The organism is Sphingopyxis solisilvae (assembly GCF_015475875.1).
Classification (GTDB): Bacteria; Pseudomonadota; Alphaproteobacteria; order Sphingomonadales; family Sphingomonadaceae; genus Sphingopyxis; species Sphingopyxis solisilvae.
The window spans coordinates 1-15,293 of record NZ_JADKYM010000036.1 but is presented as its reverse complement, the minus strand read 5'-3'; the positions used below and the strand labels follow the sequence as shown (position 1 = coordinate 15,293).

Annotated in this window: 14 protein-coding genes and 1 tRNA gene; 8 read left to right on the top strand and 7 right to left on the bottom strand. The window is 65.7% G+C overall.

All coding sequences use genetic code 11. From position 1 onward, the window contains the following. Nucleotides 1-144: 144 nt before the first annotated feature. The 5 genes from IR187_RS16115 to IR187_RS16095 all read right to left on the bottom strand — a co-directional run bounded on the left by IR187_RS16115 (nt 145) and on the right by IR187_RS16095 (nt 4,523). Nucleotides 145-1,359 (bottom strand): dihydroorotase, encoded by a 1,215-nt coding sequence (locus IR187_RS16115; RefSeq protein WP_194955594.1) that lies wholly within the window; start codon nt 1,357-1,359, stop codon nt 145-147. Beyond that, on the bottom strand, nt 1,350-2,345 hold the full coding sequence (locus tag IR187_RS16110; RefSeq protein ID WP_194955593.1) for an aspartate carbamoyltransferase catalytic subunit: 996 nt from the start codon (nt 2,343-2,345) through the stop codon (nt 1,350-1,352). Before IR187_RS16110 ends, IR187_RS16115 begins: the two co-directional genes overlap by 10 nt. A 13-nt stretch (nt 2,346-2,358) precedes the next feature. Continuing rightward, nucleotides 2,359-2,643, bottom strand: coding sequence for a DUF1294 domain-containing protein (locus tag IR187_RS16105; RefSeq protein WP_324187715.1), 285 nt, complete (start codon nt 2,641-2,643; stop codon nt 2,359-2,361). 29 nt (nt 2,644-2,672) lie between these two features. Continuing rightward, entirely contained in the window at nt 2,673-3,134 is a 462-nt protein-coding gene (ruvX, locus tag IR187_RS16100; protein WP_194955592.1) for a Holliday junction resolvase RuvX, read from the bottom strand. 111 nt (nt 3,135-3,245) lie between these two features. Next, nucleotides 3,246-4,523 carry a DUF3089 domain-containing protein gene (locus IR187_RS16095; protein WP_194955591.1) on the bottom strand — a complete coding sequence of 426 codons (1,278 nt, stop codon included), beginning with the start codon at nt 4,521-4,523 and terminating at the stop codon, nt 3,246-3,248. 86 nt (nt 4,524-4,609) lie between these two features. Between IR187_RS16095 and IR187_RS16090 the strand changes: the two genes are divergently transcribed. From IR187_RS16090 to gatB, 5 genes are all read left to right on the top strand, one after another. Further along, on the top strand, nt 4,610-6,373 hold the full coding sequence (locus tag IR187_RS16090; RefSeq protein ID WP_228766001.1) for a DUF4153 domain-containing protein: 1,764 nt from the start codon (nt 4,610-4,612) through the stop codon (nt 6,371-6,373). Between the two features lie 64 nt (nt 6,374-6,437). After that, entirely contained in the window at nt 6,438-6,740 is a 303-nt protein-coding gene (gene gatC / locus IR187_RS16085) for an Asp-tRNA(Asn)/Glu-tRNA(Gln) amidotransferase subunit GatC (RefSeq protein ID WP_056349827.1), read from the top strand. Beyond that, the gene (gene gatA, locus IR187_RS16080; RefSeq protein ID WP_194955589.1) at nt 6,740-8,221 is read left to right on the top strand and encodes an Asp-tRNA(Asn)/Glu-tRNA(Gln) amidotransferase subunit GatA; all 1,482 of its coding nucleotides are present in this window, start codon (nt 6,740-6,742) and stop codon (nt 8,219-8,221) included. The genes gatC and gatA overlap by 1 nt, the downstream gene beginning before the upstream one ends. Then, the gene (locus IR187_RS16075; protein WP_194955588.1) at nt 8,218-8,502 is read left to right on the top strand and encodes a hypothetical protein; all 285 of its coding nucleotides are present in this window, start codon (nt 8,218-8,220) and stop codon (nt 8,500-8,502) included. Before gatA ends, IR187_RS16075 begins: the two co-directional genes overlap by 4 nt. Further along, nucleotides 8,499-9,965, top strand: coding sequence for an Asp-tRNA(Asn)/Glu-tRNA(Gln) amidotransferase subunit GatB (gatB, locus tag IR187_RS16070; RefSeq protein WP_194955587.1), 1,467 nt, complete (start codon nt 8,499-8,501; stop codon nt 9,963-9,965). Before IR187_RS16075 ends, gatB begins: the two co-directional genes overlap by 4 nt. A 10-nt stretch (nt 9,966-9,975) precedes the next feature. Here the strand turns inward: gatB and IR187_RS16065 are convergent, their stop codons facing one another. Continuing rightward, nucleotides 9,976-11,664, bottom strand: coding sequence for an amidohydrolase (locus IR187_RS16065; protein ID WP_194955586.1), 1,689 nt, complete (start codon nt 11,662-11,664; stop codon nt 9,976-9,978). A 102-nt stretch (nt 11,665-11,766) separates the two neighbouring features. Further along, a complete protein-coding gene (locus tag IR187_RS16060) occupies nt 11,767-11,985 on the bottom strand; it encodes a hypothetical protein (protein WP_194955585.1) in 219 nt (72 codons plus the stop codon). A 168-nt stretch (nt 11,986-12,153) separates the two neighbouring features. On the opposite strand from IR187_RS16060, the gene IR187_RS16055 reads away from it, so the two are divergent. The 3 genes from IR187_RS16055 (at nt 12,154) to IR187_RS16045 (ending at nt 15,207) form a co-directional block, all read left to right on the top strand. After that, nucleotides 12,154-12,238, top strand: a tRNA-Leu gene (locus tag IR187_RS16055). Between the two features lie 100 nt (nt 12,239-12,338). Continuing rightward, nucleotides 12,339-13,943 carry a trigger factor gene (gene tig / locus IR187_RS16050; protein WP_194955584.1) on the top strand — a complete coding sequence of 535 codons (1,605 nt, stop codon included), beginning with the start codon at nt 12,339-12,341 and terminating at the stop codon, nt 13,941-13,943. A 139-nt stretch (nt 13,944-14,082) separates the two neighbouring features. Then, a complete protein-coding gene (locus IR187_RS16045; RefSeq protein WP_194955583.1) occupies nt 14,083-15,207 on the top strand; it encodes a lipase family protein in 1,125 nt (374 codons plus the stop codon). The last annotated feature ends 86 nt before the right edge of the window (nt 15,208-15,293 follow it).

Sequence of the window (15,293 nt, the reverse complement as noted above, 5' to 3'; positions counted from 1 at the left end):
GATGGGGAGGTGGCAGCCCGCAGGGCTGACCGAGGGGCCGCGACGTTGCTGCCCCTCCACCACCGCCTGCGGCGGCGGTCCCCCTCCCCATCGCAAGTCGATGGGGAGGATTTTCAACGTCCACTCCCCTGCCGCAAACCAGACCTAGCGGATCCGAACGCCGCCTTTCCACATCCCCGTCGCGCGCCCTTGCACGGGCATGCCGTCAAAGGGGGTGTTGCCGGCATAAGCCGCCATTTTCTTGGCATCGACCTGCCACGGGGTATCCGGATCGATCAGAATGAGGTCGGCCTCCATGCCGGCTGCCAGCTTTCCGGCCCCGATGCCGAGCAGGCAGGCGGGGGTGGTGGCGAGCAGGTCGAACAAGCGCGCGGGGGTGATATGCCCGTCGCGGACGAGGTTCAGGCCGAGCGCGAGCAAGGTTTCGGCGCCGGCCATGCCGGGCTGCGCCTCGGCAAAGGGCAGCCGCTTGTCCTCGGGGCCGCGCGGGTCGTGGCCTGACGAGAGGATATCGATGGTGCCGTCGGCGACTGCGGCGAGGCAGGCCTGACGGTCGTCTTCGCTGCGCAGCGGCGGCGACAGGCGGGCAAAGGTGCGGAAATCGCCGATCGCGGTGTCGGACAGGAACAGATGCGCGGGGGTGATGCCGCAGAGGACGGGCAGCCCCTTGGCCTTGGCGGCGCGGATCAGGTCGAGCCCGCGTGCGGTCGTGACCTGGCGGAAATGGACGGGGGCGCCGGTCTCGTCGACGAGCGCGAGGTCGCGGGCGATCGCCATGGCCTCGGCGATCGCGGGGGCGGAGGCGAGGCCGAGGCGCGTTGCCATCTCCCCGTCGGTCGCGACGGCGCCTGCGGTCAGCCCTTCGTCCTCGGCATGGATGATCGTGACGAGGCCGAGCGAGGCGGCGTAGGCGAGGACGCGGCGCATCACGCCGCTGTCGGCGATGCGGGTCCGGCCGGTGGCGATCGCGCGCGCGCCGGCGCTTTTCATCAGACCGATTTCGGCGAGTTCCTTGCCCGCGAGACCTTTGGTCGCGGCGGCGAGGGGATGGACCCAAAGGTCGGGCTTGCCGCCCTTGGCAGCGCGCTCGACCAACCCAGGATCGTCGAGCGGCCCGGCGTCGGGCATCAGCGCGGCGCGGGTGATGCCGCCGAAATGGAAGGCGGGTTTGTCGGTCGCGAAGACACCCAGGTCGACGATGCCGGGGGCGAGCCACTGGCCATTGGCATCGACCGTTTCGGTGCCGTCGGGCGTCTCGGTGGGGTTGAGCGCCGCAATCCTGCCGCCGGCGACAAGCAGGCTACCGCTCTCGCCTCCGAGCAGGCGCGCATTGGTGATGAGGAGCGGTTTCAGTTCCATCCCGCGACCCCCCGCTGGCGGCGCGTCAAGATGTCGAGGCACGCCATGCGGACCGCGACCCCCATCTCGACCTGTTCGGTAATTGTCGAGCGGGTGGGGTGGTCGGCGATACCGCTGTCGATCTCGACCCCGCGGTTCATCGGGCCGGGGTGCATGACGATTGCCTCGGGCTTGGCTTTCTCGAGGCGCTTCGGCGTGAGGCCGTAGAGCGCGTGATATTCGCGCGCCGAGGGCAAATAGGCGCCGTCCATGCGCTCGTTCTGAAGGCGGAGCATCATCACGACGTCGGCGTCCATCAGCCCTTCGTCCATGTCGGTGAAAGTCGTGACGTGCATGCGATCCATCGCGGGGGGCGTGAGCGTCGGCGGCGCGACGATGCGGACTTCGTTGCCGAGCAGAGTGAGCGCAAGGATGTTCGAGCGCGCGACGCGGCTGTGGAGGACGTCGCCGCAGATCGCGATGGTGAGGCCTTCGACGCGGCCCAAGCGGCGGCGGATGGTGAGCGCGTCGAGCAGCGCCTGCGTCGGATGCTCGTGGCGCCCGTCACCCGCGTTAAGCACCGGGCAGTCGACCTTGTCGGCGATCAGTTGCACCGCGCCGGAACTGCCGTGCCGGATGACCATCGCGTCGGCGCGCATTGCGTTCAGCGTCATCGCGGTGTCGATCAGCGTCTCGCCCTTCTTCACGCTCGATTGCGCGGCGTGCATGTTGACGACGTCGGCGCCGAGGCGTTTCCCGGCGATCTCGAACGACAGCAAGGTGCGCGTCGAATTTTCGAAAAAGGCGTTGATGATGGTGAGGCCCGCGAGGCGGTCGTCATGCTTCGCGGCGCCGCTGCGGTTCATGTCGACCCATTGTTCGGCGGCATCGAGGACGTAGCTGATCTCCCAAGGGGTCAACTGGGCGATGCCGATCAGATGGCGATGGCGAAAGGCATCGCCGCCGGGCGGATAGTCGCTGGCGGGTCGGGTGGTTGCGCTTGTCATTAAAGGGGAGCGTTTAGGCAGGACGGGGCAAATAGGCAAGCGCCGCGGTGACGAGCGGACCCAATAATCCGAGCGCCCAAAGTCCGATCAAAATGATCTGGAGCCAGAGCCAGATCAACATCCAGGTGGCAAAGGGCTGCTTGCGTGTCTTGTGTCGGACAAGGCGCGCGGCAAGGACGGTGCCGAAGGCGCCGCCCAAGAAGGCCCAGAGCAACAGGGTGGATTCCGGTATGCGGCGCACAGCGGCTTCGGCGCGTCGTTTGTCGGCGACCATCAGGCCAAAGGCGATGCCGTTCACCGCTCCAAGCCAATAGGCGATATACTGAGTCACGCGCGCGTCATCGCGTCGATCGCGCCTTGCAGGATGAAGGCCGCTGCGGCGCTGTCGACCCGCTCGGCGCGTTTGGCGCGGCTGACGTCGGCGGCGATCATCGCGCGCTCGACCGCAGCAGTCGACCAGCGTTCATCCCAGAGCAGGATGGGGAGGCCGAGCGGCAGCAGGTTGCGGGCAAAGGCGCGTGTGCTTTGGGTGCGCGGGCTGTCGGTGCCGTCCATGTTGAGCGGCAGGCCGACGACGAGGCCGACGATCGCGTGGGCGGTGAGGACCGATTTGAACGTTGCGAGATCGGCGGCGAATTTCTTGCGGATGATCGTCTTGTCGGGGGTCGCGAAGCTCCAGTTCATATCGCAGGTCGCGACCCCGATCGTCTTGGTGCCGACGTCGAGGCCGATCAGGCGACCGCCGGTCGGGAAGTTCGCGGCGAAGTCGGGGGCGGCGGTAGTGATCATGATGCTGCCATTACCTCCCAAACCCCGTCATTGCGAGGAGCGAAGCGACGCGGCAATCCAGAGCGTGCGTAAACCGCTCTGGATTGCTTCGCTCCGCTCGCAATGACGGATTCAGGTCGCAGGCGTTGCGACTGCGGCCGGGGTTGCCGCCGGCACCGCCGCCGGGGGCACCGGCGACGGTTTGCCCTCGAACGCCGCCAGCCGTCGCAGCGCATCGGCGCGGGTGTTCGCCCAGAACAGGGTGATGTCAAAGACGTGGTAATTGTTGCCGGGCAGGACGTAGCTGGGCGCATAGTCCTTTGCGATGTCGGCGCGACCGATCATCAACAGGCCGCGCGTGTCATCACATCGGGCGCCGATCTTTCCTGCAAATAGCGCCCCCGCCTTGAAGCCGTCGACGGGTTTCAGCGTACCGACATTGGCGTCGGGCGCGGCTTCGCTGTCGGGGACGCCGGTCAGCGGATTGGTACACAGCATCCGCGTGTCGGCACGCGGGCGACCGTCGAACCCGATGGTCCCGTCATAGGCGTCGAGCACCATCTGCGGGTCGGCGGGTTCGGCGAAGCTGACCCATGACAGGATGCAGCCCTTTTCATCCGGGGCCTGGCAGGCGGGCAGGCCCAGTCCCTCGATGTCGGTATCGACCGAGACCGGCCAGCCGATGACATAGACCGCGACGATCCGCCGGGCGAGCGGGGTGCCCGCGATCCGGTTCTTGAGCAAAGTCGTCAGATGAAGTGCGCCCTGGCTGTGCCCTGCGAGGATGATCGGCTTGTTCGCCGGGACGGCGGCGAGGAAGGCGTCGAACGCCAGTTCGACGTCGCGATAGGCGGCGTCGATCGCCTTGCCCGCGGTTACGCGGTCGCTGGCCAGGAAGGCGCCGAGCGTCGCCTGGCGATAGCGCGGCGCCCAAACCTGTCCGGCATCGGCAAAGGCGCTTGCCATGCCCTGCATGAACAGGGTCGCGCGATAATTGGCGTCGCGGTCGTCGAGCGGCGCGTTCCAGCTCGACCGGCTGTAATAGCTGGTCGGGTGGACAAAGAAGATTGCGGCATCGCCCCTCGTGAACGCGTCCTCTGCCGAAGCCGATGCAGCATTTGCCGGCGGAACCAGCGCATCGGTTGCGGCCTTCGCGCTGTCGGGTGCGCGGGCATCGGCGTCTTCCCCGGCCGGGCGCCAGTCCGACGGGTCGTTTTCGATCCCGGGGCGCGAGAACCACATCGTCGGGTCATCATAGGCATTGGGTTCGGCCGCCCTTTGTTCGACAAACGCAGTGCTGGGAACGAGCGCGGTGCGGGCAAACCAGCCCGGGAACAGCTGATAGGCGACACCCGCCGCCAGCAGGAGAAAGATGATGACGGCGATGACGTAGAGGAATTTGCGGGCCAATGCGGGCTCCATGTGATCGAAAGGGGGAGAGAACTGGCGCGCTGTTTGACTTGCGCTGCCCTGCAAAACAAGCCCAGATGTGGGGCATGACCGACGCGCCCGCAAGCACGGCACCTGCCGATTCGCCCCGAAGTTCTGCACGTCTGGACGACAATGATCCGCCCTGGCCGCTGCGGCCGTGGATCATGGCCGCGATCTGCGCGGTCGCGGGGCTGTTCTTTCACCTGCTCGTCGACCATCATTATGACGATGCACTGGCGCATTGGCGCAGCGCGCTGGCGACCGCGGTGGCGGTGACGACGGTCGTTTTCGTGCTGGGGGTGGAACTTCGCCGCTGGCATTGGGCACTGGGATTTGCGCTGCTGTGGGGTCTGGTGCTGGGGCTCATCGCGTGGCAGACCGCCGCCTATAATCTGCAGGGCAATCCGGTCGAATGGCCCTTCTGGTCGGGGATGCTGGCGGTGCTGGTGGCGACGCCGCTGTTCCAGACGCGCCGCGATGTGGCGCCCGACTGGCGCTTCTGGAAATTGTGGACGATGCCTTATGCGCGGCTGCACAGCCATGCGTGGACCGACGCGGTGATCGGCGCGGCGAGCCTGGCGTTCGTCGGCATTTCCTTCCTGCTTGTCGTCCTGATCGGGCAGATGTTCACGCTGATCGGTATCACGCTGATCCAGGATTTGCTCAACGACGAATGGTTCGGGTGGATGCTCGCGGGGGCGGCGTTCGGCGGCGCCGTCGGTTTGCTGCGCGAGCGCGACAGGCTGGTTTCGACCTTGCAGCGGCTGGTGATGATCGTGCTCGCGGTGCTGGCGCCGGTGCTTGCGGTCGCGCTGGTGCTGTTCCTGCTTTCGCTTGCAGGAACGGGGCTGCAAAAGCTTTGGGATTCGGGCTTTTCGACCGCCGCGCTGATGATGGCGGTGGCGGCCTTTGCGGTGCTGCTCGCCAACGCGGTGATCGGCAACGGCGACGACGACCGCGCGACCAATCCTGCGCTACGCTGGGCGGCGCCGGTGCTGGCGGTGGCGGTGCTGCCGCTTTCGGCCATTGCCGTTTATTCGATGATGCTGCGGATCGGCCAATATGGCTGGACGCCCGAGCGTATATGGGGCGTGATCGCGGCGGCGATCGCGCTCGCTTATGGTCTGGCGGGTTTGTGGGCCGTGGCGCGCGGTCGGCGCGATTTCGACGACTGGCTGCGGCCTTTGCAGCAAAAGCTGGCGATCGCGCTGATGTTGCTCGCGCTGTACCTTGCGCTGCCGATCGTCGATTTCGGCGCGATCTCGACGCGTGACCAGCTGGCGCGGCTCAATTCGGGGACAGTCCAGCCCGAAAAGTTCGACTGGGCAGCGATGGCGTTCGATTTCGGACCCGCCGGCCGGGCGGCGCTCGCCGAGCTGGCAAAGGCGCCGCAAACGGACCGCGCCGATGCGGCAAGGGCGGCGCTGGCGGCGAAGAATCGCTGGGACCTGACCGGACCTGGCGCGCCCGTGCCGATGCGCCCGCTGGCCGAACGGATGCGGGTGCTGCCCGAAGGGCGCGTCCTGCCCGCCGCGGCGATCGATCGCATCGCCAGCACCTATATGTGCAGCCGCGCCAAGGCCTGTGTCGCGATCTGGCTGGCGGACGACCGCGTGGCGGTGCTGGGGCAGGAAGCTCCCGGCCAAACGCTGCGGTTCGACTTTATATCGAAGAATCAGGACGGGCGCTGGGTGCAGGGCGACAAGGTGCGCGACACCCGCCCGGCGCGGCCGGGTCTCGACCTGTCGACGGCGACGGTCGAAGTCGAGACCGTCGAACAACGGCGCCTATTGGTCAATGGAACGCCGGAATCGGCGGTGTTCGAATAGCCACGGCTTGAAGCGCGCCGGACGTGATGCTAGCGGCGCTGCTTCTCCCGATAAGGCGAAATATATGGCAATCGATCAGGCAACGGTCAGGAAAATAGCGTCGCTGGCGCGCATCGCGATCAGCGATGCCGAAGCCGCGGCGATGGAAGGCGAATTGAACGGCATTTTGGGCTGGGTCGAACAACTCGGCGAGGTTGATGTGACCGGGGTCGAGCCGATGACCGCGGTGATCCCCAACACGCTGCGGCTGCGCGACGATGTGATCGACGCCGACCCGCTGACCGGCGGCAACCGCCGCGACGATGTGCTGGCGAACGCGCCGGCGGCGATGCACGGCTTTTTCGGCGTGCCCAAGGTGATCGAATAATGACCGACCTGACCAATTTGACCGTCGCGCAGATCCGCGACGGGCACCGCGCGGGCGATTTCAGCGCCGTCGAGGTTGCCGAGGCGTTCAACGCCAATGTTGCGGGCGCGAAGGCGCTGAACGCTTTCATCGTCGAGACGCCCGAGCATGCGCTGGCGGCGGCGAAGCAGGCCGACGCCGATCGTGCGGCAGGCAGTCTCAAGCCACTGTCGGGCGTGCCGATCGGGATGAAGGACCTGTTCTGCACCAACGGCGTGCAGACGACTGCCGCAAGCCATATGCTCGGAGGCTTTGTGCCGCGCTATGAATCGACGGTGTCGCAGAAATTATGGGATGCGGGCGCGGGGATGCTGGGCAAGCTGAACCTCGACCAGTTTGCGATGGGGTCGTCGAACGAGACCTCCTACTTTGGCAATGTCATCAGCCCGTGGAAGCGCAAGGACGGCGGCAATGCCGCACTGGCGCCTGGCGGATCGTCGGGTGGGTCGTCGTCGGCGATCGCGGCGCGGCTGTGCCCCGCGGCGACGGGGACCGACACCGGCGGTTCGATCCGTCAACCCGCGGCGTTTACGGGGATTACGGGTATCAAGCCGACCTATGGCCGCTGTTCGCGCTGGGGCATCGTGGCGTTCGCGAGTTCGCTCGATCAGGCGGGGCCGATGGCGCGCGACGTGCGCGACTGCGCGATCATGCTCGAAAATATGGCGGGCTTCGATCCGAAGGACGCGACGAGCCTCGACATGCCGGTGCCCAATTGGGAAGCGGCTTTGTCGAGCGATCTCAAGGGCAAGACGGTCGGGATTCCCAAGGAATACCGGCTGGAGGGTATCGACCCCGACATCGACGCGATGTGGGATGCCGGGATCGCGATGCTGAAGGATGCGGGGGCCGCGGTCGTCGAGATCAGCCTGCCGCACACCAAATATGCGCTGCCCGCCTATTATATCATCGCGCCCGCCGAGGCGTCGTCGAACCTCGCGCGCTATGATGGCGTGCGTTATGGTTTGCGCGACTTGCCGGATGGGGCGGGTTTGCAGGACATGTATGCCGCAACGCGCGCCGACGGTTTCGGGCCCGAGGTCAAGCGCCGCATCATGATCGGCACCTATGTGCTGTCGGCGGGCTTTTACGATGCCTATTATACGCAGGCGCAGAAGGTGCGGACGCTGATCGCGCGCGATTTCGACGCGGCGTTTGCGGTGTGCGACGTGATCCTGGCGCCGACCGCGCCGTCGGCGGCGTTCGGGCTGGGCGAGAAGATGGCCGACCCGCTGGCGATGTACCTCAACGACGTGTTCGCGGTGCCCGCGAGCCTCGCGGGACTGCCCGCGATGTCTGTCCCCGCGGCGCTGAACCGCGAAGGGCTGCCGCTGGGCTTGCAGATCATCGGCAAGGCGTTCGACGAGCAGGGCGTGCTGAACGCCGGGTTGGCGATCGAGGAACGCGCGGGCTTTACGGCGCGGGCGGAGAAGTGGTGGTGAGCATTACCGTCGGTTTGGCCGTCAGCATTTGCGATTCTTCCGACGGTTCCTCAAGAACGGAGGAGTGGGGCTTGATAGACGTTGTTGCTATTCCAAATGTCGGGGCAACCGTCGATGTGGAGCGCGAAGGAACGTTGGAAGTCATCGAAGTCACTTCGGTGCATCATTTTGCGGTGCCCAATCCTTTGCCCGATTCCATTATGCCAAACTCACAGCGGAAACTGCCCTCAATCAAAGTCTTCGGCGAATGGCGTGCCGAGCTACAGTGGGATATGGAATGACTGATTATCGCATCAAGGGCGAAACCGGCGAGTGGGAGGTCGTGATCGGCCTTGAGGTTCACGCCCAGATCACGACCAACGCCAAGCTGTTTTCGGGCGCCGCGACGGCGTTTGGGGCGGAGCCGAATACGCAGGTGTCGCTGGTCGACGCCGCGATGCCGGGGATGCTGCCGGTGCCGAACCGCGAGTGCATCCGCCAGGCGGTGCGTACGGGGATGGCCATCGAGGCGCAGATCAACAAATGGTCGCGGTTCGACCGCAAGAATTATTTCTATGCCGATTTGCCGCAGGGTTACCAGATTTCGCAGCTTTATCATCCGCTTGTCGGCGAAGGTTCGATCACTGTCGAAGCGGACGAGAAGGCCGGTATCCCCGCGCCCAAGGTGATCGGGGTCGAGCGCATCCATGTCGAGCAGGACGCCGGCAAGCTGATGCACGACCAGCATCCGACGATGTCTTATGTCGATTTGAACCGCAGCGGCGTCGCGTTGATGGAGATCGTGTCGAAACCCGACATGCGCTCGCCCGCCGAGGCCGGGGCTTATGTCCGCAAGCTGCGCGCGATCCTGCGTTATGTCGGGTCGTGCGACGGCAATATGGAAGAGGGCTCGATGCGCGCCGACGTCAATGTCAGCGTGCGCAAGCCCGGTGATGAATTCGGGACGCGCACCGAGACGAAGAACGTCAATTCGGTGCGCTTTGTGATGGCGGTGATCGAGGGCGAGGCGAAGCGGCAGGTCGAACTGATCGAAAGCGGCGGCACCGTGGTGCAGGAAACGCGGCTGTATGATCCAGACCGCAACGAAACGCGGTCGATGCGGTCGAAGGAAGATGCGCATGATTATCGCTATTTCCCCGATCCAGACCTGCTGCCGCTCGAACTCGACGATGCGTTTCTGGCCGAGTGCCGCGACAGCCTGCCCGAACTGCCCGATGCCAAGCGCGCGCGTTATCTGGCGGCCGGAATTTCGGCCTATAACGCCGATGTGCTGACCGCCGAGGTCGAGGCGGCGCGCTGGTTCGATGCGCTGCTCGACGCAGGCGCGAAGCCCGTTGCCGCCGCGAACTGGGTGACGAGCGAGTTGTTCGGCGCGCTCAACCGCATGGGCCGCGACATTTCGGATTCGCCGGTTTCCCCCGCGCAGGCCGCCGAATTGTTGGGTCTCGTCGCTGACGGCACGATTTCGGGGACGATCGCCAAACAGGTGTTCGAAAAAATGCTCGAAACCGGCGACGGCGCCGCGGCGATCGTCGACCGCGACGGCCTGAAACAGACGAGCGACACCGGCGCGATCGAGGCCGAAATCGCGAAAGTCCTCGCCGCCAATGCCGACAAGGTCGCGCAGTATAAGGGCGGCAAGGAAGCGCTGTTCGGTTTCTTCGTCGGTCAGACGATGAAGGCGATGCAGGGCAAGGCGAACCCGCAGGTGGTGAACGAGTTGCTGAAGAAAGCGCTGGGCTGATCTGTTTGGGTCAGTCGGCGGCTTTCCAAACGCTGCGGCCTTCCTTGATGGTTTCCAGAACCTTGATGGACTTGATGTCGTCGACCGGCGTGGTGAGCGGGTTCTTGTCGAGGATCACGAAATCGGCGAGCAGGCCGATCTTGATTCGGCCCTTGCGGTCTTCTTCGAAAATCTGCCACGCCGGGCCGGTGGTGAGTGCCTGCAATGCGGCATAGGCGTCGATGCGCTCGTCGGCGCCGCTGACGACCCCGGTGGGCGACACGCGCGCCATCGACGTCCATAGCATGAACCGCGTGTCGAGCGGGGTCACGCTGTAGTCACTGTGGTTCGACGGGGTCAGGCCGGCGGCGCGCGCCGAACGCAGCGGGCTGATGAAATCGACGACTTCGGCGGGGAAATTGGTGCGGTGGACGTCGCCCCAATACCAGGCATGGTTCGAGAAATAGGCGGGGCCGATGCCGATACGGGCGTAGGCGGGCAGCTGGTCGCGGCGCTGGAACTGCGAATGGATGACGACCGGGCGGCGGTTATCGGCGGCGGTGATGCCGAGCGCATCGAAGCCGCGGATCGCCATGTCGATCGCGGCATCGCCATTGGCATGGACGAACAGCTGCCAGCCGCGGTCGTGGACCTTTTTCGCCTGCGCAGCGAACTCGGTTTCGGACAGGATCGGTTCGCCGTGCCACGGGTGATGCCCCTCGGGGCTGCCGCGCTTGTAATCGCGGGTGAAATAGCCGGTGCGCCCCTGCACCGACCCGTCGAGGACGAACTTGATCCCCTGCAGCTTCACATGGCCCTGATAGGCGCCGAATTTGACGTCGGGGTTGGTGAGCAGCGCATCGAGGCCGGTCGAGAAGGGGAGGAGGGCGAGGTCGATTTTGAGCCGTTCGCGCGCCGCTGCGCTGGTCAGGAACGCAATGTCGGGGGGCTGCGTCGCGCCATCCTGCGCGTGGGTATAGCCCTCGGCGAAATAGGAATTCTGCGCGGCGTCGAGCGCGGCGAGCTTTTGCTCAGGCGTAGGCTGCGGCATTTTGGCGAGCAGCAGGAACATCGCCTTTTCGAGGAGCACGCCGTTGAGCTTGCCTGCGTCGTCGCGCAGCATCATGCCGCCGGGCGGCACCGGGGTTGTTTCGTCGATACCCGCGCCTGTGAGCGCGGCGCTGTTCGCGACCGCGCCGTGCAGCGAGACGTGGAGGACCACGAGCGGGTGGTCGGGGGCGACCGCGTCGAGTTCGGCACGGGTGATGTAGCGTTTTTCGGTGAGGTTTTCCTGATCGAATTGCCAGACCGTCGTCCAGCCGCCGGGTTTGGCGGGGCTGCGCGCGACATGATTCCGGATAACCGCCTGAACGCCCGGAATGTCGGAGATCGCGCCGTGCGCCTTGTCGCGCAGGTCGAGGCCGCCCGCGCTCATCGTCGCGACGGTGAAATGCGAATGCGCGTCGATAAAGCCCGGCAGCAACGTCGCCCCGGCCAGATCGCGCACCGCGACATCCTGCCCCGCCGCCTGCCGCGCTTGCTTCTCGGTGCCGACAAAGGTGACGCGGCCTTTGTGCGCGATCACGGCTTCGATGCTCTGCGGCGTATCGCCGTCCATCGTGATGATCGGCCCGCCGCGATAGAGCGTCGGGCGGTCCTGCGCCGCCGCGGGGCTGGTCAACACTAGGGCTAGGCCCACGATGACGGTCGATCTGATCATATGTCTCTCCCCGCCCGCATCGTTGCGGGCGCGGAGAGAGGGGTCAAGTCCTGTTATGCAACCTAGCTGTTATGGCATGCCGCATTCGGGGCCGAAGGCGCGTCACACCTGCTGCGGCGGCACCTCATCCGGCCCGCGGCCGGGTTCGTCGATATCGCCGCCGCCGGGACCGCCGGGGATTTCCTGGGGCTGACCCGCCGGGTCTTCCTGCGGCGTCGGCTGCACCGGATGTTCGGGCGGCGCCATCGGTTCGATGGTGTCGGGTTTGGGTTTGGGAAAGGGGTCGGTGGCACGGACGTGCAGGCTGGACGCATAGGTCATTGAGGCTCTCCTTGCCCCAACAACGAACGGCGGCGGTGGGCGTTCCGCCCGCCGAATTGTCGGGCTTTCGGCGCTTGCCCTGTGCGCCGCGTCTGCTATAGCCCCGCGCGGCCCGCACGGGCGTGCGCGGCACAGCGCGCGGCTTTGTGCACCCGGCCGACAGCTCCTGCGGGCGTGGCGGAATTGGTAGACGCGCTGGTTTTAGGTACCAGTATCGCAAGATGTGGGGGTTCGAGTCCCTTCGCCCGCACCAGTTCCGACGATCTGACGGGGATGCTGCCGGGATAGGGGAGCCCCGCCATGTGGCCGGGGTTCATCGATACGAGATTTTGAGCAAGGATAAGACCAAGGCAATGAAGACCGTCGAAACGCTGAACGAAGGCCTGAAGCGCGAGTATCGCGTGACCATCACCGCCAAGGATATCGACGCGCGCGTCGACGACGAGGTGAAGAGCATCGCCCCGACCGTCCGTATGCCCGGTTTCCGTCCCGGCAAGGTGCCGCCGAACCTGATCCGCAAGATGCACGGCGCCGCGCTGTCGGCCGACGCGCTGAACAAGGCGATCGACCAGAGCGTGCGCGACCTGATGACCAAGGAAAAGCTGCGTCCGGCGTTGCAGCCCGCGGTGACGCTGGCCGACGGTTATGAGAATGGCAAGGACGCCGAACTGACCGTGGCGCTGGAAGTGCTGCCCGACATCGAAACTCCGTCGATCGACGGGCTGAAGCTCGAGCGCCTGACCGTCCCCGCCGACGACAAGGCGGTGATGGCGAAGATCGAGGAATTCGCGGCGCAGATGAAGCGCTTTGAAGACGCACCGAAGACCAAGAAGGCCGCCGCTGGCGATCAGGTCATCATCGACTTCGCCGGAAGCGTCGACGGCGTCGCCTTTGACGGCGGCACCGGCGAGGACATGGCGGTCGAAATCGGTTCAGGCCAGCTGATCCCGGGTTTCGAAGACCAGCTGATCGGCGCCAAGGTCGGCGATGCCAAGACCGTCAAGGCGACCTTCCCCGACGAATATCCGGTGGAAAACCTGAAAGGTGCCAAGGCCGAATTCGCCGTGACGGTGAAGGAAGTAAAGGTTCCCGCGGCGTCGAAGATCGACGACGAGTTCGCCAAGTCGCTCGGCCTTGAAAGCCTCGACAAGCTGAAAGAGCTGATGAAGGATCAGGTCGAGCAGGAACTGAACGGCCTGACGCGCACCTATATGAAGCGCAAGCTGCTCGACCAGCTCGCCGCCGCGCACGATTTCGACGTGCCGCCGACGATGGTCGAGGCCGAGTTCAACCAGATCTGGCAGCAGCTGGAACAGGAAGTCGCGAACGAGGACGATCCCGCGGCAGCCAAGGCCGAGCTGGAAAAGGATCGCGACGATTATCACGCGATCGCGGTGCGCCGTGTCCGCCTGGGCCTGCTGCTGTCCGAAATCGGCCAGGCGCATGGCGTGCAGGTTTCGCAACAGGAAATGCAGCGGCTGGTGATGCAGGCGGCGCAGCAATATCGCCCCGAAGACCGCCAGCGCTTCGTCGAATATGTCCAGCAGGACGCGCTCGCCGCGGCGCAGCTGCGCGCGCCGCTGTATGAGGACAAGGTCGTCGATTTCCTGTTTGAAAAGGCCGAAATCAGCGACCGCGAGACCACCCGCGAGGAACTGGAAGCGGCGATCGAGGCCGATGACGATGCGGGCCATGTCCACGGTCCCGGCTGTGGCCACGACCATGACGAAAAGCCTGCCAAGAAAGCGGCGGCGAAAAAGCCTGCGACCAAGAAGGACGCGGTGAAGGACGACGCTGCTCCGGCCAAGAAGCCGGCGGCGAAGAAAGCCGATGCCGCACCGGCCAAGAAGGCCGACGACAAGCCCGCCGCGGCGAAGAAGGCCGCGCCTGCCAAGGCCGCCGAAGACAAGCCTGCGGCGAAAAAGGCACCGGCCAAGAAGGCGGCCGCCAAAAAATAGGCTTGATCCCAAGCCGATCGAGAAGGCCGGGACGAGCATGGCTCTGCCCGGCCTTTTCGTTGGTTCGCGCAGCGGGCCGAGGAACGCGTTTTCGGCGGTGCCGTGCCGTGATATAGCGATGCACCGGGGAGAGATGCCGATGCGCCGCTTTTCGATCGCTGCCTTGATTGCTGTCGCCCTCAACCTCCCGACCCCCGCTGCGGCGCAGCGGGCGGGCGAGTTGATCGCGGCCGAACCGATGCGGGAAACGCCCGCCGGGGTGCAGGCCTGGCAGATACGATATTGGACAAGCGGTCAGGGCGGGGTTCCGATCGCGGTCACCGGAGTCGTCGCGGCACCGATGGAGGCGATCCCGCCGCGCCCGCGCCGGGTGATCGCCTGGACGCACGGCGCGTGGGGAGTCGCCGAAAAATGCGCGCCGTCGCTCAGTCCCAATTTCTTTGCCGCCACCGCGGGAATCGATGCGGTCGGCCGCGGTTATGTCATGGTTGCGCCCGACTACATCGGGCTCGGCAGCCCGACGATGCACCCCTTCCTGGTCGGCGCCGACACCGGGCAGGCGGTGCTCGACGCGGTGCGGGCCGCGCGCGCGATCCCTGGCGCCGCCGCGGGCAGCGATTTTGCCGTGTGGGGCGAATCGCAGGGCGGTCACGCTGCGTTATGGACCGCGACGCTGGCGCGATCCTATGCGCCGGATCTGACGTTGATCGCCACCGCAGCCGCCGCGCCGCCGACCGACCTTGCCGCAAACCTGCGCGAAGCGAGCGACAAGAATGCGCGGGCGCTGCTGTTGTCGTTCGCGCTGCACAGCTGGTCGACGCTGTACGGCTTTTCAATGGATGGCGTTGCCAATCGCGCCAACCAGGGCGTGATCCACCGGTTGGCCGAGAATAACTGCGTCAGCCTCGACAAAAAACCCAAATTGGGAACGATATTGGGCATATTGACGATCGCTCGCGCGACGCGCGGCAAGGATATCGACCGCATCGAGCCGTTCGGCAGTTTCGCGCGCGCCAACAGCGTCGATGCGACGCGGGTGCCGGGGCCGCTGCTGATCGCGCAGAGCCGCAACGACACGATCGTCGCGCCGTCGGTGACGCGGAAGTTTGCGAAAGCAGTGTGTCGGCGCGGCACCGGCGTCCGCTGGATCGATATGACCGGCGATCATGGCACCAGCGCGAAGGAAAGCGCGCCGGAAACGATCGACTGGATCGGCGAGCACTTCGATGGCAGCCTAGCGCCGAACGATTGTCGCCGGATTTAGCGTCCGTCATTGCGAGCGCAGCGAAGCAATCCAGAGTCTGTGTAAGCCTGGGATCGAACCCCAGCGCCCGGACATTGGCGAGTACC

Bases quoted from the DNA above. Each gene is read 5' to 3' on its own strand.
- IR187_RS16115 (WP_194955594.1), bottom strand. From the start codon at position 1,359: ATGGAACTGAAACCGCTCCTCATCACCAATGCGCGCCTGCTCGGAGGC.
- IR187_RS16110 (WP_194955593.1), bottom strand. From the start codon at position 2,345: ATGACAAGCGCAACCACCCGACCCGCCAGCGACTATCCGCCCGGCGGC.
- ruvX (WP_194955592.1), bottom strand. From the start codon at position 3,134: ATGATCACTACCGCCGCCCCCGACTTCGCCGCGAACTTCCCGACCGGC.
- IR187_RS16090 (WP_228766001.1), top strand. From the start codon at position 4,610: ATGACCGACGCGCCCGCAAGCACGGCACCTGCCGATTCGCCCCGAAGT.
- gatC (WP_056349827.1), top strand. From the start codon at position 6,438: ATGGCAATCGATCAGGCAACGGTCAGGAAAATAGCGTCGCTGGCGCGC.
- gatA (WP_194955589.1), top strand. From the start codon at position 6,740: ATGACCGACCTGACCAATTTGACCGTCGCGCAGATCCGCGACGGGCAC.
- gatB (WP_194955587.1), top strand. From the start codon at position 8,499: ATGACTGATTATCGCATCAAGGGCGAAACCGGCGAGTGGGAGGTCGTG.
- IR187_RS16065 (WP_194955586.1), bottom strand. From the start codon at position 11,664: ATGATCAGATCGACCGTCATCGTGGGCCTAGCCCTAGTGTTGACCAGC.
- IR187_RS16060 (WP_194955585.1), bottom strand. From the start codon at position 11,985: ATGACCTATGCGTCCAGCCTGCACGTCCGTGCCACCGACCCCTTTCCC.
- tig (WP_194955584.1), top strand. From the start codon at position 12,339: ATGAAGACCGTCGAAACGCTGAACGAAGGCCTGAAGCGCGAGTATCGC.
- IR187_RS16045 (WP_194955583.1), top strand. From the start codon at position 14,083: ATGCGCCGCTTTTCGATCGCTGCCTTGATTGCTGTCGCCCTCAACCTC.